This is a genomic window from uncultured Maribacter sp., from assembly GCF_963975365.1.
GTDB lineage: Bacteria > Bacteroidota > Bacteroidia > Flavobacteriales > Flavobacteriaceae > Maribacter.
This window is the reverse complement of the sequence record NZ_CAXBGF010000010.1, coordinates 18,482-41,129: the sequence shown is the minus strand read 5'-3', so window position 1 is coordinate 41,129 and position 22,648 is coordinate 18,482. Positions and strand designations below refer to the sequence as shown.

14 protein-coding genes and 1 tRNA gene are annotated in these 22,648 nt (G+C 39.2%); 3 read left to right on the top strand and 12 right to left on the bottom strand.

Annotation, left to right across the window (positions count from 1 at the left end; all coding sequences use genetic code 11):
- Nucleotides 1-80 precede the first annotated feature (80 nt).
- Together AACZ49_RS12130 and AACZ49_RS12125 are read right to left on the bottom strand one after the other, a co-directional pair.
- Nucleotides 81-2,735 carry a M56 family metallopeptidase gene (locus AACZ49_RS12130; protein ID WP_339655163.1) on the bottom strand — a complete coding sequence of 885 codons (2,655 nt, stop codon included), beginning with the start codon at nt 2,733-2,735 and terminating at the stop codon, nt 81-83.
- A 2-nt stretch (nt 2,736-2,737) separates the two neighbouring features.
- Nucleotides 2,738-3,103 carry a BlaI/MecI/CopY family transcriptional regulator gene (locus tag AACZ49_RS12125; RefSeq protein WP_339655160.1) on the bottom strand — a complete coding sequence of 122 codons (366 nt, stop codon included), beginning with the start codon at nt 3,101-3,103 and terminating at the stop codon, nt 2,738-2,740.
- Between the two features lie 219 nt (nt 3,104-3,322).
- On the opposite strand from AACZ49_RS12125, the gene AACZ49_RS12120 reads away from it, so the two are divergent.
- Nucleotides 3,323-3,901: a PhnA domain-containing protein gene (locus AACZ49_RS12120; protein ID WP_339655157.1), complete on the top strand. Its 579-nt coding sequence runs from the start codon at nt 3,323-3,325 to the stop codon at nt 3,899-3,901.
- 147 nt (nt 3,902-4,048) lie between these two features.
- On the opposite strand, the gene AACZ49_RS12115 is transcribed toward AACZ49_RS12120, so the two are convergent.
- Entirely contained in the window at nt 4,049-5,437 is a 1,389-nt protein-coding gene (locus AACZ49_RS12115) for a dipeptidase (protein WP_339655154.1), read from the bottom strand.
- A 199-nt stretch (nt 5,438-5,636) separates the two neighbouring features.
- On the opposite strand from AACZ49_RS12115, the gene AACZ49_RS12110 reads away from it, so the two are divergent.
- Nucleotides 5,637-5,718 (top strand) — tRNA-Leu (locus AACZ49_RS12110).
- A gap of 284 nt (nt 5,719-6,002) precedes the next feature.
- Here the strand turns inward: AACZ49_RS12110 and AACZ49_RS12105 are convergent.
- The 7 genes from AACZ49_RS12105 to AACZ49_RS12075 all read right to left on the bottom strand — a co-directional run bounded on the left by AACZ49_RS12105 (nt 6,003) and on the right by AACZ49_RS12075 (nt 16,768).
- Nucleotides 6,003-6,230 (bottom strand): transposase, encoded by a 228-nt coding sequence (locus AACZ49_RS12105; protein WP_339655151.1) that lies wholly within the window; start codon nt 6,228-6,230, stop codon nt 6,003-6,005.
- Between the two features lie 458 nt (nt 6,231-6,688).
- A complete protein-coding gene (locus tag AACZ49_RS12100; RefSeq protein ID WP_339655147.1) occupies nt 6,689-7,810 on the bottom strand; it encodes an SGNH/GDSL hydrolase family protein in 1,122 nt (373 codons plus the stop codon).
- Nucleotides 7,807-9,312 carry a sialate O-acetylesterase gene (locus tag AACZ49_RS12095; RefSeq protein ID WP_339655144.1) on the bottom strand — a complete coding sequence of 502 codons (1,506 nt, stop codon included), beginning with the start codon at nt 9,310-9,312 and terminating at the stop codon, nt 7,807-7,809. The genes AACZ49_RS12100 and AACZ49_RS12095 overlap by 4 nt, the downstream gene beginning before the upstream one ends.
- Before the next feature lie 3 nt (nt 9,313-9,315).
- Nucleotides 9,316-11,925: a sodium/solute symporter gene (locus tag AACZ49_RS12090; RefSeq protein WP_339655143.1), complete on the bottom strand. Its 2,610-nt coding sequence runs from the start codon at nt 11,923-11,925 to the stop codon at nt 9,316-9,318.
- A complete protein-coding gene (locus AACZ49_RS12085) occupies nt 11,912-13,981 on the bottom strand; it encodes a beta-N-acetylhexosaminidase (protein WP_339655140.1) in 2,070 nt (689 codons plus the stop codon). The genes AACZ49_RS12090 and AACZ49_RS12085 overlap by 14 nt, the downstream gene beginning before the upstream one ends.
- Before the next feature lie 9 nt (nt 13,982-13,990).
- A complete protein-coding gene (locus tag AACZ49_RS12080; RefSeq protein WP_339655138.1) occupies nt 13,991-15,529 on the bottom strand; it encodes an exo-alpha-sialidase in 1,539 nt (512 codons plus the stop codon).
- Nucleotides 15,530-15,598: 69 nt separating this feature from the next.
- Nucleotides 15,599-16,768 (bottom strand): AGE family epimerase/isomerase, encoded by a 1,170-nt coding sequence (locus AACZ49_RS12075; RefSeq protein WP_339655135.1) that lies wholly within the window; start codon nt 16,766-16,768, stop codon nt 15,599-15,601.
- Nucleotides 16,769-16,945: 177 nt separating this feature from the next.
- Here AACZ49_RS12075 and AACZ49_RS12070 point away from each other — a divergent pair, with 177 nt between their 5' ends.
- Entirely contained in the window at nt 16,946-17,665 is a 720-nt protein-coding gene (locus AACZ49_RS12070; RefSeq protein ID WP_339655133.1) for an FCD domain-containing protein, read from the top strand.
- Nucleotides 17,666-17,734: 69 nt separating this feature from the next.
- On the opposite strand, the gene AACZ49_RS12065 is transcribed toward AACZ49_RS12070, so the two are convergent.
- Nucleotides 17,735-19,240: a RagB/SusD family nutrient uptake outer membrane protein gene (locus tag AACZ49_RS12065; RefSeq protein WP_339655130.1), complete on the bottom strand. Its 1,506-nt coding sequence runs from the start codon at nt 19,238-19,240 to the stop codon at nt 17,735-17,737.
- A gap of 11 nt (nt 19,241-19,251) precedes the next feature.
- Nucleotides 19,252-22,575, bottom strand: a complete 3,324-nt coding sequence (locus tag AACZ49_RS12060) for a TonB-dependent receptor (protein WP_339655127.1) — start codon at nt 22,573-22,575, stop codon at nt 19,252-19,254.
- Nucleotides 22,576-22,648: the final 73 nt, after the last annotated feature.

The window sequence follows — 22,648 nt, the reverse complement described above, 5'->3', positions numbered from 1 at the left end:
TGGGAGAACGCAACTAATTTATTTTTGGTACTTAAAAAGCCCTCTTTTAGGAGGGCTTTAACACATATGTGACGCAAGAATTATTCTATTGTTACAGGGTCTTTTGTAATTCGAACAATTTGCTTGCCGTTTTTGGTTCTAGATTCTATGTTTAACTCCTTGTTATTTTTCAATAAATCAATAGCCTTGTCTGAAGAGACAATTTCACCCTCATACATAAAAGTAGCTCCTTTTTTAGTTGCGTTAATAACATAGTCTAAAGGTGAAGGTGGTGTTGGTGGTTCGGGTGCAGATGGTACTTCTACTACTTCGATAATTTCAATAGGTTGTTCGTTTACATCGATTATTTGGCCCTTATTAGTTACACGTTGTCCAAAACGATGATAAATTCTTGAAGTCCCATTATCATTTATATAATAATGTTTTTCCCCATTTATCTTTATGGCATTTGATTTGTCAACTGCCACTACGTTTTGGTAGAATTTTTGGTCTTTTATGAATTTAGTTTCCAATGGTACTTTTGGAGATTTTACCCCAGAAGGTTTAATTCTTGTTAAGGTGTTTGAGTGGGTCTCTATTATTCTTTTTATTTCTTTATCTGCATAATCAGTAGTATTAGGCACTTTTGGCGGCTTTGGTGGCTCAGGAAAATCAGGGAAAGGTTGTGCTGAAGCCTTTTGCTTTTCAGACATGATGCCATGGATAAACTTTAGTTGGTCTACATCTGATTTTAGGATACGAATATTTCCACCTTTGGCCATCATGGTATTATACTTTTTAGACAGATTATTATAAGATGCAATTTGCTTTTTAGTAGCACCTTCTTGATTCACCTGTGGTAAACATTCAGGAAAAGGTTGCGCGGCCTCTTTTTGTGCCGGACTCATATTACGGTAGATGGTTTCTAATATGTTTAAATCTTTTAAAGGGATGACCCTTTTTTCAATGGGGATGGTATTGTATTTTTTAGCGAGGGTATTATAACGAAGAATTTCTGCTAATTTTAGATTTGATTTTGCAGTTTCGATATTAAATAAATTAACTGTCCTGTTTTTTGTTGAAAAACTCGTTTTTTTAAACTCGTTTTCAATTTTATTTAGATATTCTATTGGGGTTTCGTTAAAATTAAATTTTGAATTTATTGATTGATAATCTGACTCCCAACCTTTTGTTAATAAATTGAATTCGGTTTTAAATGTTTCTACTGAAACTTTTTTGGTATTAAGATAGATTTGATTTTTATCAACGATTACTAGAATTGTTTTTTTATCAACAATAATATTTTCGGGTAAAAATTGTGGAATTGGATAAGATTGATTATTGCCAATTTTTCGATTCAAGTTTTCTAATTTATTCAAATCATCCAATCTAATGATCCTTTTTTTAACAGGTATTGCTAAATACTTTTGGGCTAAATTTTCATATTCAATTATTTTACTTGTTTGTAAGATTATTCTATTTGTATCTAGAATAATTGTTTCAGGCGTAATTTCGATTTCGTCTTTATAATCTGCAGCATCCATAATATATTCTGAAGTGTAAAATTTTATTTGCTTAATATTTGCTTTTCTAATTTCGGTTGTAATAGAAAACATAAATTCAGATTCTAATGTATCCTCTGTTAAACCTTCAATGCGTATGTTTTCCAGTTTAATATCAGGCCGAATCTCTTTTACAATTACCTCAGCTAAATCTTTTAAAAGAACGGGGGTATTATGTATTAAAATTTCAGCATTCTTTTTAATATATAATTCAATGATTTGTTCTTTTTCTTCTGTATAATTAAGTTTTAAGGCATCTACATTTTCTAGCTCTTTTTTGATGCCACTTAATAGAGTTTGTTGTTCTTGAGCAGAACCTTCTTTTTGAATCTCAAGTATTTCTTTCTCACTAAAGCCTAAAAGTAAAATGGCGGCTATTGGAATAATAAGAAAGCTTTTAACTAGGGACACTTTTCTTGATGTTTCTTTTTTCATGACAGTAAATCGTTTTTTGATTGATGAATAATTGATGGCATTTGCCAATTGTGGTTCTGCGGCATTTGATGAGAATGCCAATAATATTTTTTGATAGTCGCTTTTTTCTAGTCCGTTATTTAATACGGCACTATCCGCTAAAAATTCGTGATTTAATTTTATTGATTTTTTAAATAGATAAATAAGTGGATTAAACCAGAATACTATTTGAAGTATCTCCAGCACTAAAATATCGATGCTGTGCTTTTGTTTGGCATGGGTTTCTTCATGTAATAAAACAGCAGGAGGTATTTCATTTGCTTCAAATTTCTGTTTATTTAAAAAGATATAATTGAAAAAGGTATGTGGTACAATTTGTAGCGATAATAAAACTTTTATAATGTTATTTGTCTGCTGCTTAGGATTGTTTTGTATAGTATTTTTAATCTGATAAAGATTCTTAAAGAACTGAAGGCTAAAGAAGAGCACACCTAGGCTGTATACACTTAAAAGAGACCAATAGGTGTAGTTAATAGATTCTGTACGAGGTGCGTGGTAAGTTTCTAAACTATAATCTTCTTTTGGCGTAAAGGAAGTCGAAATTGGTTCTATGTAGATTACCTTAGTAAAAACCACGGCTGGTATTAGTAAACTAATAGCTATTGCAGCCAATAGAAAATAGCGTTTAAAGAAATGCATGCTTTCCTTTTCCAAAAACAATTTGTAGAAGACCAGAAATATGGCCATACAGGTGGCAGATTTTAAAAGGAAGATAATCATGACTATTTCTTTTTTATTTCACTGTCTATCAATTTTTTTAAATCTTCCAATTCGGTTTTGCTCAAATTGGTTTCTTGGGTGAAAAACGAAGCGAACTGACTAGCGCTATCGTTGAAAAAGTTCTTAATAAGTCCGTTTACGTGTTTTGAGAAATAGTCTTTCTTTTTAACAAGTGGAAAGTATTCTCTACTTCGTCCAAAATTTTTGTAATCAATAAAGCCTTTATCGGTCATACGTTTAAGAAGTGTTGCTACCGTTGTGGTGGCAGGTTTAGGTTCTGGATAAACGTCTAGCAAATCTTTCATAAAAGCTTTTTTCTGTTTCCAGAGAATATTCATTAATTCTTCTTCCGATTTTGACAACTGCATTTTCTACATGTTTAGAGTATGTTCTACAAACATAGAATAAATATTTTAATTCTACAAGTGTAGAGTAAATTATTATTTTGGCCTTAGGGATAGAAGTGAAAAGCCCGTATTCGATTTTTGCGAAGCGTACTTGTAACGAATAGCCCGACCTCAATTCTTTTGGGAAAGGCCCAACCACCCCATGAAAAAGATGTAAGTTTGTTTTTAAAATAACCAATAATGAGTGTATTATCTGATTTGGAGGCACGCAGCGGTTCTACTTGCGAACTATGTACAGCTACCAATAATTTAGAAGTTTTTGAAGTGCAGCCAGTTTCTATTAGCGGGGTTGACTCTAGTATTTTAGCATGTGAGACATGTCGTACGCAGATTGAAGACCCCGAGCAGATGGATTCTAATCACTGGCGATGTCTAAATGATAGTATGTGGAGTGAATACGATTCTGTTAAGGTCATCGCTTGGCGTATGTTGTCTCGATTAAAGTCTGAAGGGTGGCCTAAAAACCTTTTAGACATGATGTATTTGGAGCCAGAAACTTTAGATTGGGCAAAAGCTACGGGTGAAGGTCTAGCGGAAGCCGATAAAATAATTCATAGAGATGTGAACGGTGTTATTCTAGAAAATGGGGATAGCGTTGTTTTGATAAAGGACCTTAAAATAAAAGGATCGAGCCAAGTTGCCAAGCAAGGTACCGCAGTACGAAGAATCTCCCTAGATCGTGAAAATGCTGAATATATTGAAGGTAAAGTAGGACCTACGCTAACAGTGATTATTACGAAGTACGTGAAGAAGATTTAGTCGCTGATTGTTCGTTTTGCGAACTTAAAGTATCATTCAAAAATAAAAAACGTCTTTGCGAGTAAAACGAAGCAATCTATTAGTTCGCTACAAAAAAAACTTACAGATTGCTTCGTCGCTAAAAAGCTCCTCGTAAAGACGTTTATTTTATTTATTCATTTCGGTAAAATACTGGAAGAAATAAGGGATGGTTTCGATTCCCTTAAAATAATTCCATACTCCGAAATGCTCGTTAGGGGAGTGTATGGCATCACTATCCAAACCAAAGCCCATTAGAATTGTTTTACTGCCCAATTCTTTTTCAAACAAAGAAACGATAGGAATACTACCACCACTACGTTGTGGAATCGGTTTTTTACCAAAGGTAGTTTCATAGGCTTTTGATGCCGCTTGGTATGCAATGGTATCAATCGGAGTAACATAGCCTTGTCCGCCATGGTGAGGTTTTACCTTAACGGTAACTCCTTTGGGGGCAATAGCTTCGAAATGTGTTTTAAATAGGTCGGTAATCTCTTTCCAATCTTGATTAGGAACCAAACGCATAGATATTTTCGCATAGGCCTTGCTTGGAATAACCGTTTTTGCACCTTCGCCAGTATAACCGCCCCAAATACCATTAACATCTAATGTTGGCCTAATAGAATTACGTTCGTTCGTAGAATATCCCTTTTCTCCATAAACTGATTCAATATCTAATGCATTCTGGTATTTTTCGATACTAAAAGGAGCCTTTGCCATTTCAGCACGTTCTTCGGTAGAAAGTTCTTCGACCTTATCGTAAAAACCTGGAATGGTAATATGATTGTTATCATCATGTAGGCTTGCGATCATTTTTGACAAAATGTTTATTGGGTTGGCAACCGCACCACCATATAGTCCTGAATGCAGGTCACGATTTGGTCCGGTTACTTCAACTTCAACATAACTTAATCCACGAAGTCCGGTTGTGATAGAGGGTACATCGTTAGCGATCATTCCCGTATCAGAAATTAAAATAACATCATTGGCCAGCTTTTCTTTATTTGCTACTACATAAATACCTAAGTTATTACTACCGACTTCTTCTTCACCTTCAATCATGAATTTGACGTTACAAGGTAATTGATTGGTTTTTACCATTAACTCCAATGCTTTAACATGTATGTACATTTGACCTTTGTCATCACATGCGCCACGTGCAAAAATGGCCCCATCTGGATGTAATTCGGTTTTTTTAATCACAGGGTCAAAAGGGGGAGAATGCCATAAATCTATTGGATCTGCTGGTTGCACATCATAATGCCCATAAACAAGAACCGTGGGTAAATCGCGATTTATAATTTTTTCGCCGTAAACAATAGGATAACCTGCAGTTTCATGAATTTCAACTATATCGCATCCGGCTTCTTCCAATCTTGTCTTTACAGCTTCTGCAGTATCTAATACGTCTTGTGAGAAAGCCGAATCCGCACTAACGGAAGGAATTTTAAGTAATTCTATAAGCTCATTTAAAAATCGGTCTTTATTATCTGAAAGATATTTTTCTACGTTTTGCATGTTATTTATTAAGTGACTTTTGATAAAAGTACAAAAAGCGTAATTTTTAAATAGCTAAAATTTAGAGAATTGATTTTTTGCATTATATTTGCACCCCATTAATCACGATTTGTGGTTGGGTATTATGCAGGCGTGGTGGAATTGGTAGACACGCTAGACTTAGGACTTAGACAAGAAAAAGTCGAAAAAGATTTTAAATGCAGGTGTGGTGGAATTGGTAGACACGCCAGACTTAGGATCTGGTGCCGCAAGGTGTGGGAGTTCGAGTCTCCCCACCTGTACAAAAGCCGAAGAGAAATCTTCGGCTTTTTTTGTTTGAAATCGAACCGAAAAAAAGGTCAGGTACAACATAGGTAAAACATTTTGGTATTTTCTCATTAATATTTAAGTTGATACCAAATAGCGCATTTTGATTTCAAATACTATTTTCACGAGTATTAAATAATTAATTTTATGGGGCGCATATGGGATTATGACCAATTGTTGTGTTTAAGCAAATATTGTGGTTAACCTATAGAGGAGAATTCTAGAATTTTAACTCCTTTGAACTGGGCCCTAAAGGCTTTTATTTTTGCGTTGAACGATTCGGCCGAGGCATTGGTACTTTTTTTATAAAATAGTTCAGGATGGACCTGTAATTGAGCGCTATCGTGTTTGCGATTGTATTAAAAGTCCTAAAGCCCTTATTTTCAACATTTTTATACCAATGCGCCAGTTTTGTATATGCAGTTTCGATAGATGTTGTCGTATTGAATATGTTCCTGAGCTGGAAAAGACAGACATCGTATACCACCCCTGCCGAATTAAAGTGGGCATAACAATATTTATTGCAAACCCTTTTATATCATAGTCTGAAATGGGTTTTTAGGTGGCTCAAAGAATTCCGTTTTCAGTGGTTCACTTTGACCGTTTTTTTTGCAAATTGTAACGGTTTTTATTTTATCCCAAAACCTTTAGTTACACGAATAATGCATAATGAAAAAGGGAAATGTTCGAGAAAATTTTAATCTATTTTACTTGAAGTTTAAATGTTGATGCAAGTAAGCCGCTGCTATTCAGTAAATTTCCAAGAGCATAGGACTGCCATGAATAATAAACGAATTTGGGTTTGGAATCAGAGGATATAACTACGTACTTCCTTTCAGCATATAAGGTATTTGATGTTTTCCATCTAAAGAAAAACCCTGGACCATTATTCCATTGGAACTCTTTAATCTCTTGGCGGTATAATAAAATGTGATAACGTACTAATTACTTAATGATTTTGTCCAATTTCCTTTTAAGGGCATTAGCATATTTCAGCATCCCATAATCATTGGGGTGTGTACCGTCAACAAAACTATCCATAGCCAAACCGATTTCCTCTTTCTTCAGAAGATATAGAAACTTCGTTTTTTGGGCTTTTAATTTTTTAAAGACATTTTCGGTGGCCCGGTTCAATTCAACATAGGTTATTTTTCTGGCAGGCTGCATATTGCCATCTGAGTAGCCTGCATGTTCGACCAGCAAAATTGGGATTTCGGGTTGTAAAGCTCGTATATCGTTCACGGCTTTGGCAATTCTTTTTTCAGCTTCTTCAGGATTCAAACCTTGACCAGAAGTGAAATTCGCCATACAATCCAATACGTAAATGGATGCATCGGTTCGTCTCAAAAAGTCGATAATCTCAGGATCCAATCTACCATTTCCGGAAAAGCCGAGGTTGATTACTGGCCTTCCCGATTTCCTTCCCAATATGTTCGGCCAGGCCATACCGGGACGGCTTGCGCAAGCTCCCTGAACAATAGAGGTTCCGTATACTACAATCGGTTTATCATCAGAATCATATAAACCTTTTAATACTTCACTTTTGGCTACTCCGACCTGCATCCATTTTAAGGAACTATAGAGGGGCAGGTAAAGGCGATAGACCCGAAGTTCTTTTTTCGCCAAAGGTTTGATATTTGAAAATCGGTAGGTTATGGTATTCTTGAAACTATACTTCCCCTTTACCCATTGCCAATCCTCTTTTTCTTCATGTGCGTAAAGATCTAATCCGCTGACCCCAGTGGCGGGCATGTGTGGAAACGCCAATTCATCCTCAAGTTGATAGTGAATAATAATATTGATGGCATCCGTCTTAAAATCGAGGTAGAGTCCAGCGGAGTTTTTTGACAGTTGCCAAACCTGCTCCCTCACTTTATCTTCCATCTTCGGAGGAAAGCGTTGAAACGGTGCCGTATTCGCCGTATCCAATTTTCCATGGATGGGAAGTAAGGAAGCATCATACCATATCATCGCTTCATTATCTTGCCCGGTAGAGAAAATCGAAAAAAGACTCAACAATACCTGGAAAATAGGAAACTTAATCTTCATTTTAGGACTGTAGTTCATTCCACTTTTAGTTTAAAGGTCGATGCAGGTAGTTTTTCGACGTTTACCAGATTCGCATCCGACCAAGGCCGCCATGCGTAATATAAAAATTTGGGTTTACGTACTGTAGGAATGACAATTTTATCCTTTTGGATATCTGCCTTGACAGAGTTTTTTCCATCTAAAGAAAATCCCCGAAGCGGTTTCCCGTCCGAAGAGGTCAAGCCATCGCTATATTCGTATGATACCACTACTTTTCCGTCTTTGTAGACTGCCGAATAGGGCAAAGGGCCAGAGGGCATGATACCATGGCTATACACATTGTTCAAGGCCCATCTTGCTAGGCGATTTCCCACATCTTTTTTATTGGTGGGATGCACATCATTTTTTGCGCCGATATCGCTGGTAACGGCCATGCCGCCATAATCTATTTCTTCTAACAGTTTGCGCTGTTTGTTCCTAAACTGTGGCCAATAACGCGATTTGTACCTCGATGAGTCAATAGAAGAAAGTTGCGCCCAGTAAAATGGCATTTCGTGCTGCTTCCATTGTTTTCGATAGTCTTCAATCATTGATTTTTGCAATTCTGCATATTCATAAACCCGCTCCGGTTCTTGAGCGTTGCTCTCGCCTTGATACCATAAGATTCCTTTGATAGGCATTTGTGCCATTGGTTCAATCCCTGCTGCGAAAGCAAATCCCGGTTTAAAGGCGTGATTTGGCCCTAGTTCATCATGATGGATTACTGGTATTTTGCCCACATTTTGATGGCCTCGTTCCCGTATCCAAACGGGCAGTTCTTCGTTGGTAAGCCAGTTGCCTTTTGCCTTTCGGGTAAATTTTGGATGATTTTCCATTGCCTTGACGGCTACAAAAGTTTCAATCGGCGCCTCTCCAATAGCCATATTAATTAATCCGATTGGAACATGCTTTTTTTCAAGAAGTTCTTTTGCAAAATAATAACCAACCGCACTCATCTTTCTTACGGAATTACTATCGCTGACCTGCCATTTCCCCATATAAAAGTCTTTTTTGCCAAGAAGCCTAAGTACCGAATCGGTAAAAATTTCATTATAAATACTTTTCCCGGCATATGAAGGATTGTAAAAGCGTAGCAAAGGTCTATTTGCCTTCTTTACCTCTTTTTCAAAATGCATTTCTTTTTCCATGGGCCACTCCATGTTGGACTGGCCGATACAAAGCCATACATCCCCTATCAAGATATTGGCCAACATGATTTTTTGTTGTCGATGTGTTATTAGGATGGATTGGGGATTGGGATTTGCCCTCCGCTTTTTCAATAGAATGCTCCAGTTAGAATCTTGACCGACCCTTGCTGTAACAGTTTCCTCTCCAAATTGTACTTTCAAAAATGTATCAGGATTACCCTTGCCCCATAAATGAACAGCTTTATCTCGCTGCAGCACCATATTGTCAGTAAAGAATTTCGGTACACTTAGTTGGCCAAGAATCGAATGGATACCTAGAAAGAAGAAAAAATTAAACACTAGGAAAAACCGCATAATCTACTTTTTATCTTTAAAAATTAAACTGAAGATATATCCGAAAATAAAGCATGAGGCTACCCCTAAGAACGAGTACATCAAAAAGTTGATTTCCGTAAAAACGCTGATGTACCATATCAACAAGGCACTGACTACCAAGCCCAACAAGGTTCCTGTTGAATTGGCTTTTTTTGTGAGCATTCCCAAAAGAAACATCCCTCCCAATCCACCGGTAAACAATCCGAGGAATTTATAGAATTCATCCCAAAGGGATTTGATGTTGGAATTCGCCATCCACAATGCCAATAGCACACCTGCAATACCGGTCAGTACCGTAGCTATCCTTGCTATTTTTAACAATTTCGTATCAGTTGTTTCAGGTCTAAAGTGTTGATGAAAATCATTGCAATAGGCAGTTGATACCGAATTCAAGCTACTACTGATGCTCGACATGGCCGCCGAGAAAATTCCGGCTACCAATAAACCAGAAACCCCAACAGGCAATTCCCTAACAATGTACCAAGGAAAAATGGAATCATTATTTGAAATCGCAGGAGATAAGGCATTGGGCATTTCCGAATAGAAAATGAACAACAGGGTTCCTAGACCGAAAAAGATGATTGTTGCCGGAAGGGTCAATACTGCGTTGGTATAGAGGGTTTTTTGAGAATCCTTTACACTCGAACTGGTCAAAAAACGTTGAACAATAGTTTGATCGGTGCCTTGGGTTACCATAGCGGAAGCCAGGCCACCTATAAAGACCACCCAAAAGGTAGATTCCGTAAAATCGAAATCCATGTTGGTGATATTGAATTTATCACGTTCCTGTGCATAGGTAATCATATCGCCAAAAGAGGTTTCGGTGTGGAGCATAATCCAGACTACCGCCAATACACTTCCACCCAAAAGAACGATTACTTGGAGCACATCGGTCCAGATTACGGCCTCTATTCCGCCAAATGTGGTGTACAAAATACAGAGCAACCCCATAATTAGAATACTGGTCTCTACCGGAATTCCCGTAACTATGGAGATGGCCAAAGAGGGTAGGAGCAATACAATCCCGATTCGTCCCAATTGGAATAGAATAAAGGATAGGCTACCAAAAGCTCGGGCCAAATAGTTAAACCGATTTTCCAAGTATTCGTAGGCCGTTCTAATTTTTAATTTGTTGAAAAACGGGATAAAAATCAAGGCGATAACAGGCGTTATCAGAATAGCCGTAATGTTTAAAAAGAAAAAGGACCAGTCCGTTATAAATGCTTTTGCGGGGATGGCCATAAAGGTAATGGCGCTTAATAGTGTGCCAAAAACACTAAGTCCCGCCGCCCACCAAGGAATGCGGCCACCACCAACAAAATAGTCTTCCGTAGATTTCTGTTTACGTGCAAAATATACGCCGATCATTAGGGAAATTAACAGATAGATAATCAAAACCGTGTAGTTGATAGCGCCAAAAGGTTCTGCCGCTTCAGCGATAGTATAGGTCTGTACGGCCGGTGTACGTATGCCCGGAGAAACTTCGCCAGATACCACGGTAAAACCATCCTTGTTTTCAAAAGTAAGTGCCGTAACGGGTATTTTATTAGCAACAGTGTCGTATACGAACCATTTTTTGGTCATGGTATTGTAGGCCAAAATTTCGCTGGAGAAGCCGGGATGGCTGTTTAGGATATTACCACGTCGTTCGATTATTTGGGTGCGGATTGTATCATTATCCTCCTTTGCCAATTGTAGCCCTAAAAATTCCAATTCATCAAAAAGTACTTCGTCCGAGCCACCATAAACCAACAGATGCATAGAGCCTGTTGCTTGCGAAGAAGCTCCCATTAAGACCTTTTCCTGGCCATTTATCTCTATTTGTCCCTCGTTGCGCCAAACGTCTTTTTTTAGGTCGTAGGAAAGATAGTCCGTTGGTATAGTAGATTTTTTACCAGCAGTTTGGTTACGTCCGCCTAGCACGAAGAGCCTGCGAGCTTCTTTTGTCTCTTGTACGACCACTGTATGTAAAGCCCTAGACTCACCTGGGAAATCAGGCAATCTCTCCCATATTGTCTTATTTTTAAGCGAAAGCCTGTAAAAGGAATTTACGCTGTGACCCATGTTTTTTCCACCTACCACGTACACAAAACCATCCTCTACAACAGCAGCGCAGTAGGCCAAAGGTTCTGGTAATGAAGGATAGGATTCTTGTTCTACAGTATTGTTCTTAGGATTGTAACGCAGCAAAAAAACGGCATTCGTAGCGGTTGAACCATCTTCCCCACCTATTACCAATACTCCTTCGGGTAATGGAACGGAGGCTCCGTAGGCCAAAGGAGACGGTAGTTTTTCGGAGGCTATTTGCCAGACACCATCAACAAATACAAAAATGGCATCGGTATATCGTTTCGCTCCCCCTTCCCAAGGCAAGCCGTTGGGGAAATTGGCACCACCGGCAGCTATCAGAACATCGTTGTGTAGGCCACCCATCATCCCGGCAAAACCAAAACTTTTTCCTTCCTCGTTTAGCGACGGCAGTTGTGGCAAACTTGTGACCTCTGTTTTTGGGGATTCCTGTGCAGCTCCAAAAAATAGCCTCATCAGCATGAAAGCCATTGTGATACAGTATAGGATGTTATTTTTGGTCATGGTCGCTTGTTTTCGTTTTATATTTTAAATCCGGGGCAATGTGCACTCCATGTTCATTAACATCGATAGGGACACAACTGAACATCCATTTCCATGAATTTCCGCCATGGGGTACTTTTAGAAGTACGGTATTCCATCCCCTTTTTAATCTTATTTTTGTAGGTTCTCTATAGAAGTAATCCTCGTCTATAAAGGGGATTTCATCGGTCAATGTTTTTAAACCGGGTTGTTTCCATTTAGGCGGGTCTATCTCTTTTTGGTTCACCCATATTTTTGGTTGTGTGGTGTGCCATTCGCCCAAATCTGGAAAAGGACCTCCCCTGCGGCCACCGGAGCGCGACCAACCTTGAAAACCTATCCAGAAATCCTGTACGCGCTCATCCGGACTATAAATTTCGGTATAGGCGTAATATGTTCCAGAGTCGATATCTGTAATGGCGGGAAAGCCGAAAAAATGTTTAAAATGTATGGTACCACCAACATACGACCCCTGCCAGGTATAGATTTCGTTCTTTATTGTATAGGCTTCTTTGATACCATCTTCCACTGGAAAACGTTTAGAAAAATCGTTTTTATGGTCAAACGGGCCTATCAATTGCCATTGGATATCGGTCTGTTTTACGTAGGGGAATTCCTTTCCTTTAAAAAATTCGGTTTTATGAACCAGAACGGCCTCTTCCAATCGGGTAAAATCCTTTAGTTCGGGCAAGTTTGCCATGGGCAGGTTGGCCCAATATTGTGGTCGGTCCTTTTCCTTGCCGTTCCAGATAGCATCGGCATAAAAAACCATGGACGGATAAATCGGATTTTGTTTGAGGATGTCCCGTTCATGGGCTATATTATTATCTGGCCACGCACATAGAATTCCGCCCAAGGCTATGGAATCGCCTACTGCTTGTCTTGTAGGTTGTTGAAAAAAGAGCCGGCTCATACCCGTAAACGGATCTAAGTGATTTATGTAATTAGCACGGGAATCTATAAACGGATGTCCCTTAGTGGGCGGATGCTGTGCCCATAGCTGTTTTATGGAGGTGCTGTCCTCTGGAATTTGAATGCCTTCTTTCCATACAATAACGTTGCGATTCTTAGTTTTAAGAAATTCCATAATAGCAAGGATGGTAGTGTCGGCTACTTCTTCCCTTTTGTGGCGGACTTCATCGGTGCCTATATGTATATAAGGCATTTCTTCGGCGTCTGCTAAGTTGCACAGTTCTTCAAAAAGGTCGAGTAAAATGGGAAGCACTATCGGGTCTTCCATGTTCTTCAAATCGAATGCCTTTCGAAAAGCATCGGTATGTCCGGGAATATCAAATTCCGGAATTACGGTAATATGTCGCTCCTTACAATAAGCGAGGATATCCTTAAAATCAGCTTGAGTATAAAATTTACCTACATGACGGGAAAAGGATTTTGTGGACTGTAGTTGCGGATATTTTTTACTCTCCAAGCGCCATCCCGGATTATCTGTCAAGTGCCAATGAAAGGTGTTGTATTTGTACAGGGCGAGGATATCTATCTGCTCTTTGAGTTGTGCCACCGACTGATAATTACGGCCTGTGTCGTGCATAAAACCACGGATTTTGAATGCGGGCCAGTCGGTGATGCGCACCTTTGGTAGTGCTCCTTTTTCTCCTTGATTCCGAAACAATTGTTTTAGGGTCTGTAGCCCGTAAAACGCACCTTGATCCGAAGTTGCCCTAATCACTACCGAATTGTCAATTTGAAGTTGATACGCATCAGGATGCTCGGTGCCCTCAATTTTTATTTTCTCAAAGCGAATTGAAAGTCCGTCCGTTTTCGTTGGAATACCATGGGATTGAAAAAAACTAATCAATTTACCTCCTTGCGAAACAAATTCCATTCCACCGACTAAAATGCCATCAAAAAGAAGTAAGTCCGTACCATAGGAAGCTTCTTTAGGAGTGGGAATTACCGGATATGTTTTGGCAAAATCAGTTGGTAATTGCGTGTATCCCGTAAATACGCAAAAAGACAAGAACCAGAACGCCATAACAGGTAGGCTTAAAAATGATGTGTTCTGTTCCTTTTTGCGCATAGGTACGTATTATTTTAAAAGCTCATCTAAAGCGATTTTCTCAAAATAAAGCTCCTTGTTACCCTCATATAGAATGCCAATATGATTCTCGTCTATCATGGTCATACACGAATACCCATAGGTGTTTTCCTCATACAGTTCCAATTGGTTTTCAATAGGCCAGGTATTGCCCTCATCAAAACTGGTCTTTATGGTAATGTGATCCCGTTGTTCCTTGGTGTTTGGATTGGAGAAGAAAAAAATCCTTCCTTTTTCATCATGTTCGTGTGCAATAATGCTCGCCATACAATTGGATTCCTGTAAGGCTTTTCGGGAAGTAGGGTGCTCTACCCACGTCTTGCCAAGGTCTTTTGTAATTGCCACGGATCTTCCATTGAGCGTGTCCTTACGGTTGGCGCGGTTGCGGTCGTCCCGCATATTTAGCATAAGGCTACCGTCGGACAATTCTACCACTTGTGCCTCTGTAGTTTCGGATTTTGCGCCCGTGCCCACAGTCCAAGTTTGTCCTTGGTCCTTGCTGTAAATGATGGTGGAATGTGGAATTCTTTCTTTGTCCTTGAACTGCGCAGGAAATACCAGGGTGCCATCTTTCATGGTAATGCCCATTCCTGGTCCGTTAAAGAATAATTGCCACTCGGATTTTTTGGTCTGTGGGGTAATATTCATCGGTTGGGACCATGTAACGCCGTCATCCTCACTTTTTACGAGCATAAACTGACCCGTTTTTTCAGGTGTCATTCCCGGAGCGGATGCGTTCCAAGCGCGTTCGTCCGGGTAGCCGTGCAACCATAGTACCGCTACCCAAATGGTGTTGGTGGCGCGGTCTACCAATACGGTAGGGTCTCCGATGCCGTTCTGGTCTTCGGGCAGCCCACCATATTCGCCCATATCCATGATTACCTTCATAGGTTCCCAGGTTTGGCCGCCGTCCGTGCTACGGCTCAAACCAACGTCTACATCTTCCTGCAAATCTACGGGGTCGTTGTAACGAATATCGTAAACCCCAATAAGTGTTCCTTTGTTGGTAGTTGCAAGCCCCGGAATCCTAAATGTATCTACCCCTTCGTCTTGGTGTTGGCGCAGTGCGATGCCTATGCGCTGTGGTGTGTTGGCTTGTTTTTTTACATTGGCCATGCTACCGTCCTCAAAAGTAACGGATACCAATTGTACGCTAATTTTATTCAAAAGATTGGGAGTATTGTTAAGCGCAACGGATAACCATACGTTTCCTTCTGTGAGGGATATCGGATTTTGTGGGCTGATGTTGAAGTTTTTATCCAATGCCATCTCCGTGCCAATAACTTCCCCATCCGAAAAATCGGCACTATTACCAGCGTATAGGAGTTCTGCTTTTTTGATGTCCTTTATGTTCGTAGTCCCCGCCAATGAAAAAGAAAAGGAGTTCACTTTGGATATGGAGGAATCGTTTTCCTGTGCCAAGGTAATATGTAGCACTTTGTTTCGGTCTTTTTTAGCTAAAACGGGTAGTACGGGTTGTACGCTACTAATACTAAAGGTAGTTGCTTTTGTTGAGGTTTCACAGGACATCAACAGGAACAGTGCACAAATAGACAGGGTAAAGAAGTTGTATTTTTTCATAAGTTTAAATTATAAAGATTAAATACTAGGGGATTTTAGTTGGATACGCTCAAAAGTCTGCCAACACTGATAAAGTGCTCTGGGCACATGAAAGCAACCCTTCCATTTTCCGCCTTTTAGACTAAGATGTGGTTTTCCTTCCCTATTCAAATAACCATACCATTCGCCATGTTCCGAGTCGGGGAAATGGGACCATGTATATTCGTGTACCTTGTCATACCACTGTTTTATCTGTTCATCTGGCCGGTGTTCATAGGCCTTGGCTAAAGCAACTAGCGCTTCTAAATGTACCCACCATAATTTTTGATCATGTTCCAATTGCTGTGGCGGATGGCCTTTGGCATCCATAAAATAAAGAATTCCACCGTATTCTTTGTCCCAACCATAGTCCAAGATGCTCAGCATGGTATCGGTCGCTTTTTTGATTAATGTAGTATCCTTGTTACGTATACCAATATCGATCATAAACCACATAGCTTCCAAACCATGACCTGGGTTGATCAGGCGTCCTTCAAAACTATCATGTAAATCCCCGTTGATCAATACGTTCTCGTAAATAAGGCAGGAATCCTTTTGTAAAAAGACCTCCATAACTTCATGGACGCTGAAATCTATTGTTTTTTGGATTTCTTTTTCGTCTAAAAAATCTTCTAGTTCTAAAACTAGATTGGACAGAATCATGGGAAGAGCGAAGTTCTTTAGGTTTCTAGTACCCGTACCTTTTTCGAATTTGCCCTTTGGGTTATCCTTTCTTAAAAGTATATTTAGGTAGGTATTTTTCGCCAAGGTTCCATAGGAAGTCTCGCCAGATGCTTTTGAATATTGTGCAAAGGCCATTGCAGCAAAACAGTCCGAGAAAATATTATAAGGCTGTACCAAAGGTTTTCCCTCTCTAGTTACCGAGAAATAGAAATCTCCTTGGTTATCCATTCCGTGATCTTTGAGAAATTCTGCGCCAGCTGTTGCAATGGCTAGCCAAGAGGCTTTTTTTTCTACTTTTTGATATAGCATGGAAAAAAGCCAAACCTGTCTGGCCTGTAACCAAATGAACTTGTCTGTATCGTATACCTTACCAAATTGATCTAGGCAGGTAAAGTACCCACCATAGGTAGTGTCTATGGAATGTTCTTCCCAAAAAGGAATAACATCGTTAAGTAAGGCATTTTTATAAAATTGACTGTAGTTCATATTATATGTCTGACATAATACAAATTTACTTAAAAAATGACTAACTTGGCTTTATGTTCTTAGTTTTAATACAAATTTAGGGATGTCTCCAAACCCGAGTACAATTGTTATTTTTGCAATGAAAAGACCTACAGCCATGTCACTGCTTTTATATACGGACTAAGTTAAATAGAATAAATGAAGGATTTTAAGAAACTGAAACCGATAGATACGGGTTCTTTGGTAGATAAAGTAGAAACTAGGCTTTTGGCCTTTTTTAAGGAGAATAATTTGAAGGTAGGCGATGCCATACCTAAAGAGTTGGAGTTTGCCGAATCCTTAGGCGTTAGCCGTACCGTAGTTCGAGAGGCATTACTTCGTTTACGAACCTTGGGTCTGGTAGATTCTAAAAAGCACAGAGGCATGATCCTAAAGCAGCCAGATATCATAAATAATTTTGAGCGTATCATGGACCCGACACTTTTAGGTGAGGATACCTTAAAACAATTGTTTGAGTTGCGATTGATTTTGGAAATGGGTATGGCCGATTTCCTTTTTGAGCATAAGACCCAAAAAGATATGGATGAGCTGGAAGAAATTGTAGTCGCCGAGGAGGAGACCAGTTACGAAAGGAATAGATTTTCCCTAGACCGCGAGGTGGCATTTCATGGCAAACTTTATCAAATATCCGGTAATTCCACGCTGCTTGGTTTCCAAAATCTATTGCTGCCTGCTTTTGAATATAAATACCTTATGGATGCCAAAAAGACCAATAGCGACTACCAATATTCTTCGGGTAAATTTGTAAGCCACCGTATGCTAATGGATAATCTTAAAATTGGAACCCCCGAAACATTCCGTAGTGCTATGCGTAGACATCTAGAGCCACATTTTGACCATGTATTCAACGTTAAATAAGTAAATAAAAAACCCTTGACTTACGAAACCAAGGGTTTTAGGTACTAAACTAACTCAACAAAAACTATTCTAATTATAACCCGGTGTTTGTACCAAGGCTGGGTTTCTGCCTATCATATCCGTAGTGATGGGCAATACCAACTTAAATTCGTCCCCTGGATTTAAAAAACTAATATTATCTAGAACAAAATTGTTTCCAGCTCTTCTTAAATCCCACCATCTTTTGCCTTCTCCTATGAATTCTTTGTAACGTTCTTCCAATATAGCATTGGCATTGGCTACCTGTGAGCCATTTACATGGCCCTGCGTAGCCGCATCATAATTTGCACCATAAGCTCTTTGGCGAATTTGGTTGATTTCTGCTGATGGATCTTCACCTAGTAGATTTTTTGCTTCGGCCAAAAGTAAAAGTATATCTGCATACCTGTAGACAGGCACGTCATTTTCAAATATACGTTCGGTGCCAATTACTTGGCCCAAAAACTTGTTGAATACGGAACCAAAATAAGTAGGTTCGTTATAGGTAGGGTAACCGGTTCCTCCATTATCATCTAAATATAATCGAATAAAAGTAGCGTCTTTACGGCTATCGTTGTTATCATCTAACAATAAAATAGTCTTTTCTGACTGGCCATATCTATTCGCTCCGGCGATAACAAAGTCGGTCATGGAGTTTCCTTTGTCGTTAAACTGAGGGTTTACTTCCGTACTTCTACCTGTTAAGCTATTGTAAAAATTTGAGGCCTCATCCTGCTTGTATTGTATGGAAAAAATAAACTCACTGTTACCTTCGTTACCAATACCGAACAATTCCTCTATGCTCGGCGCAAGGCTAACACCCAATGAAGGTATTTGTTCCAATGCAGCTTTTGCCTCGTTAAAATCTGACGCACCACCTCCCAACAAATTACCGGACCAAATGTAAACATCGCCTTTCAAAGCTAATGTGGCAGCTTTTGACCAAAAGTTCCTACTACCTTCCCAAAAGCTATCATCTCCTCCAAAACTGTTCAAGGAGGCTTCAATATCAGACTTGATCAAACTCATGACATCTTCTTGTGAAGATCTAGGTTTGGTCAAATCTGAGGGGTCTATAGTGCCTAGAGGCTCTACAATAATGGGTACTTCTCCCCATGTTTTCAAGAGGGTGTAATAGTAGAACGCCCTAAGCCCGTATGCTTGCGCTATTAATTGGTTCTTATCGCCCTCGCTAATAAAATCAACTTCAGGGGCATTGATCAAGAAATCGTTTATTCTATGAATCCTTGTGTAAAGTCCTGCCCAGCCACCAAAAGGAGCGGTCGCCTCGGTAAAATTAGATTCTATTAGGTTTGTGTTGCTGGCGGATTCGTACGTACGGCCTCCCCAAATATCACTTCTCATTTCCCCCAACAACCAAAGGGTTTGTGCGGATGACCTTAGGTTAGCATATAAACCTGTGTGTGCCGTTCTTGCTCCTTCTTCGGTATCCCAAAAACCTGCCGTGGTTAATTCACTTGGACTTGTAAGATTTAATTCTTTGTCGCAGGCGATCATTGAGATGACTGCTACTACTATGTATATATATTTTCTCATTTTGATAAAATTTATAAAGTTATGTTTAGTCCAATGGTAACCGTTCTTGGAACAGGAAAGGCGCCATACTGTACACCACCAATTTCTGGTGTATCACCACTCATGCTTTTAAAATAGTGTAGATTGGATCCTGTTACATAAAGATTAAGTCTTTGAATATTATCGTTGAAAAGTGACTTAGGCACGTTATATCTTAGGGTAACTTCCCTTATGGCAAGATAATCTCCTTTTTCCCAGAATTGATTACTACCTGCGTTTTGCAAACTGTTAGAATCCCTAAAATCATTCCCTTCATTGCCTCTCCACACGTTTTTCCCGTCATTTACAAAAACCATACGCGGCCAATTTGTATCTGTGTTGGTAGGTGTCCAAGAGTCCAGCACCTCTATGGGCTGGTTTAGATTCCCTTGTGTTTGGCCATACCCTTTAGCTCTAATATGATTCCATACTAAATGCCCGGTTGCGAAATCGGTCTGAACAAATAAACTGAAGTTTTTATAATTTAAGCTAGTTGTAAAACCACCTACAAGCTGGGGTGTGGTTCGTCCAATTACTTTTCTGTCAAGGCCATTGATAACACCATCGTTGTTTTGATCCACCCATTTAGAATCACCTGCCCAACGCTGGTTTCTACTTGCCGCTGGCATAAACTCATCCGTTATTGCATTGTCTGCATCGGCATCGGCCTGATTGGTATAAATACGTTCTTGCTCGAAGGCTACAATAAGGTCGTTGCCTGATCGCTGCCCTTCCTGAAATCCACCAACCCATTCTTCCGCACCTGTACTTGGATTCCAGATTAGTGTTCCATTTTGTCTATTTAAATCATTATCGTTTTCTGGAAGATCAATCACAAAATTTCTATTTCTACTAAAAGTAGCACCAACATTCCATGTTAAATTATCATTTCTAATAATGTCACCATTCACTTGTAGTTCAAAACCTTTGTTTCTAATCGTTCCGTTATTAGTTAGGATACTACTAAACCCGGTATAGAAAGGAAGTGTAAGGTCTGCTAGCTTATCTTTAATGTCCCTTGAATAGACATCCGTAATGATCGAAAGCCGTTCATTGAAAAATGAAACATCTAAACCAATATTTAGGGTTGTAGATTTTTCCCATTGTAAATCCAAAGTAGGTAGTAGGGAGTTAGCGTACCCGGTTTGCCCATTATAAACCCCTTGGCTTCCATAGGCACCAAAAACACCATAATTGCTTAATACATCTTGATTGCCATTAACACCATAACTCAACCTAGGTTTAATTCTAGAAATGGTTTTGCTAATTCCAGATTCCGAAAAGAAACTTTCGTTGTGTAGGTTCCAACCAAATGAAACACCGGGAAAAAAGTCTGTTTTGTTATTTCCTAATCTAGAGGAACCGTCATTTCTAAAGGTGAAATTTATAAGATATTTATCATCATAATCATATAATAACCTACCAAAAGCAGATGCAATCACGTACTCCGTCTCGAAACTAGATGGAATACCGTCTGCTTCCGCACCGGCATTCAAGGTTTCAATCAAATCCGTAGGGGAATTTCTAGTTCCTGCGGAAGTTGTGAAGAAATTATCCTGAAAATATTCTGCACCTAGCAATGCGTTAAAATTATGCTTACCGAATTGTTTTGTATAGTTCAACGTACCCGTCAATTGGTTTCGTAATGTTCTTTGCAATTGAACAGAAGCCTCGCGAGCAGCTCGTATTGGGCCTTCATTGCTACCTACCCTATAGGCTCTATTAAAATTTTCGTTATGATTGTTTATTGTGAAGTGACTGGCATTTACAGAAAAAATGAGGTTGTCAACTACATTCCAATCCAATCCAACGGAAGCAGCTAAACGCTGTTCCAAGTTTTTTCTAACAAATTTATCCTGATAATATAATGGGTTGCCGAAACCTTGGTTTTGCCCTACTGTAAAAATATCTGAAAACGTACCATCGGGATTGTTATCAAAATCTCTTGATGTAGGCGCTTGACCTTGGAATCTTCTAAATACGGTATCGTCACTGCCTAAAGGACTTCTACTTAGGTTAGAGTGCGTGTATAAAATATTGGAATTCACTTTCACTTTGTCCGAAACCTTATAGGAACCAGAAAACTTGCCGGAATATCGCTTAAACCCAGATCCTAGAATAAGACCGTCGTTATCTAACATACCTAAACCTAAGTAATAGGTTCCTTTTTCATTTCCTCCATCGAAGGATATATAATGGTCTTTTGTCTCGCTGTCCTGATAGATACGATCACCAACATTTTTATTGTCGAAAAACAGAATATCTCTAGTTGGGTCTAATATATCCGGTATGGATTTCCATCCAGGTTGATTAAGTAAATATCTATTATCTTGGGTTAACAGCTGAGTAGTGAAGGGTGAATTTGTGGTGTTACCTCCGATACCAAAAGAATTGTCCCCGTTTATGAATTGACGGATAAAATTAGGATTTCCACGTGCTTGCTCAGAATAGGCATGACCTTGTCTGTTATAATTTAGAAAATCTGCCGCGGTAAGATATTGTTGGTCATTTCGTTCCTCGTTTATACTATAGTTATATCTATAATTAATGGAGGATTTACCTGATTTTCCCGTTTTTGTCGTTACTAAAACAACACCATTTGCAGATCTTGCTCCGTAAATCGCCGTTGCGGCAGCGTCTTTAAGTACCTCAATAGATTCCACATCCTCGGAATTCAGCCCAAAAAACGAGCCTGGAACGCCATCAATCAGTATCAATGGAGAACCTGTGCCATCAAAATTAGTACCACCACGCAAAACAATTTGGGGGGTAGCCCCTGGTTGTCCGGTAGTATTGGTTACCCTTAAACCAGCAATAGTACCTTGGAGTGCAGTTGCTACGTTAGATCTTGTTGCCGATTGTAAAACATCTGTATCCAATTTTGATACGGATGTTGTTAGTTTTCCTCTGGACTGGCTACCGTAACCGGTTACAACAACCTCGTCAAGGACTCCAGGGTTTTCCCCCAAGGAAATGTTATAATTGGAATTATTGGAAACAACCACCTCTTGGGAATTGAACCCTAAATAACTGAATACTATAATGTCCCCTTTACTTGCGTTAATGGTAAAATTACCATCAAAATCGGTTTGTGTACCATTCGTAGTACCCTTTACAACAATACTGGTACCAGGCAACGGAGTTCCTTGATTATCGGTAACTGTGCCGGAGATTGAAGTTTCTTGCGCCAGTGCAGTAGTGCTTAGGCATAATGATGTAAGTAGGATTACAAAGAAGTGGGGCTTTTTGTGAATAGGAGCTAGAAGCTTTTTAAAGCCATGTAATCTAGCGTCCTTTTGCTTTACAAAACATTGCATAGAGTTTAGTTTAAGTTAGTAATTGTAAAAAAGATAGTACGAATATATAAAAATTTGCATTATGTTATACATA

What these genes read in the sequence shown, in the direction of transcription:
- AACZ49_RS12100 (WP_339655147.1), bottom strand. Translation starts at nt 7,810, where the DNA reads ATGAACTACAGTCCTAAAATGAAGATTAAGTTTCCTATTTTCCAGGTA.
- AACZ49_RS12115 (WP_339655154.1), bottom strand. Translation starts at nt 5,437, where the DNA reads ATGCAAAACGTAGAAAAATATCTTTCAGATAATAAAGACCGATTTTTA.
- AACZ49_RS12090 (WP_339655143.1), bottom strand. Translation starts at nt 11,925, where the DNA reads ATGACCAAAAATAACATCCTATACTGTATCACAATGGCTTTCATGCTG.
- AACZ49_RS12065 (WP_339655130.1), bottom strand. Translation starts at nt 19,240, where the DNA reads ATGAGAAAATATATATACATAGTAGTAGCAGTCATCTCAATGATCGCC.
- AACZ49_RS12070 (WP_339655133.1), top strand. Translation starts at nt 16,946, where the DNA reads ATGAAGGATTTTAAGAAACTGAAACCGATAGATACGGGTTCTTTGGTA.
- AACZ49_RS12085 (WP_339655140.1), bottom strand. Translation starts at nt 13,981, where the DNA reads ATGCGCAAAAAGGAACAGAACACATCATTTTTAAGCCTACCTGTTATG.
- AACZ49_RS12060 (WP_339655127.1), bottom strand. Translation starts at nt 22,575, where the DNA reads ATGCAATGTTTTGTAAAGCAAAAGGACGCTAGATTACATGGCTTTAAA.
- AACZ49_RS12075 (WP_339655135.1), bottom strand. Translation starts at nt 16,768, where the DNA reads ATGAACTACAGTCAATTTTATAAAAATGCCTTACTTAACGATGTTATT.
- AACZ49_RS12125 (WP_339655160.1), bottom strand. Translation starts at nt 3,103, where the DNA reads ATGCAGTTGTCAAAATCGGAAGAAGAATTAATGAATATTCTCTGGAAA.
- AACZ49_RS12120 (WP_339655157.1), top strand. Translation starts at nt 3,323, where the DNA reads ATGAGTGTATTATCTGATTTGGAGGCACGCAGCGGTTCTACTTGCGAA.
- AACZ49_RS12095 (WP_339655144.1), bottom strand. Translation starts at nt 9,312, where the DNA reads ATGCGGTTTTTCCTAGTGTTTAATTTTTTCTTCTTTCTAGGTATCCAT.
- AACZ49_RS12130 (WP_339655163.1), bottom strand. Translation starts at nt 2,735, where the DNA reads ATGATTATCTTCCTTTTAAAATCTGCCACCTGTATGGCCATATTTCTG.
- AACZ49_RS12080 (WP_339655138.1), bottom strand. Translation starts at nt 15,529, where the DNA reads ATGTCCTGTGAAACCTCAACAAAAGCAACTACCTTTAGTATTAGTAGC.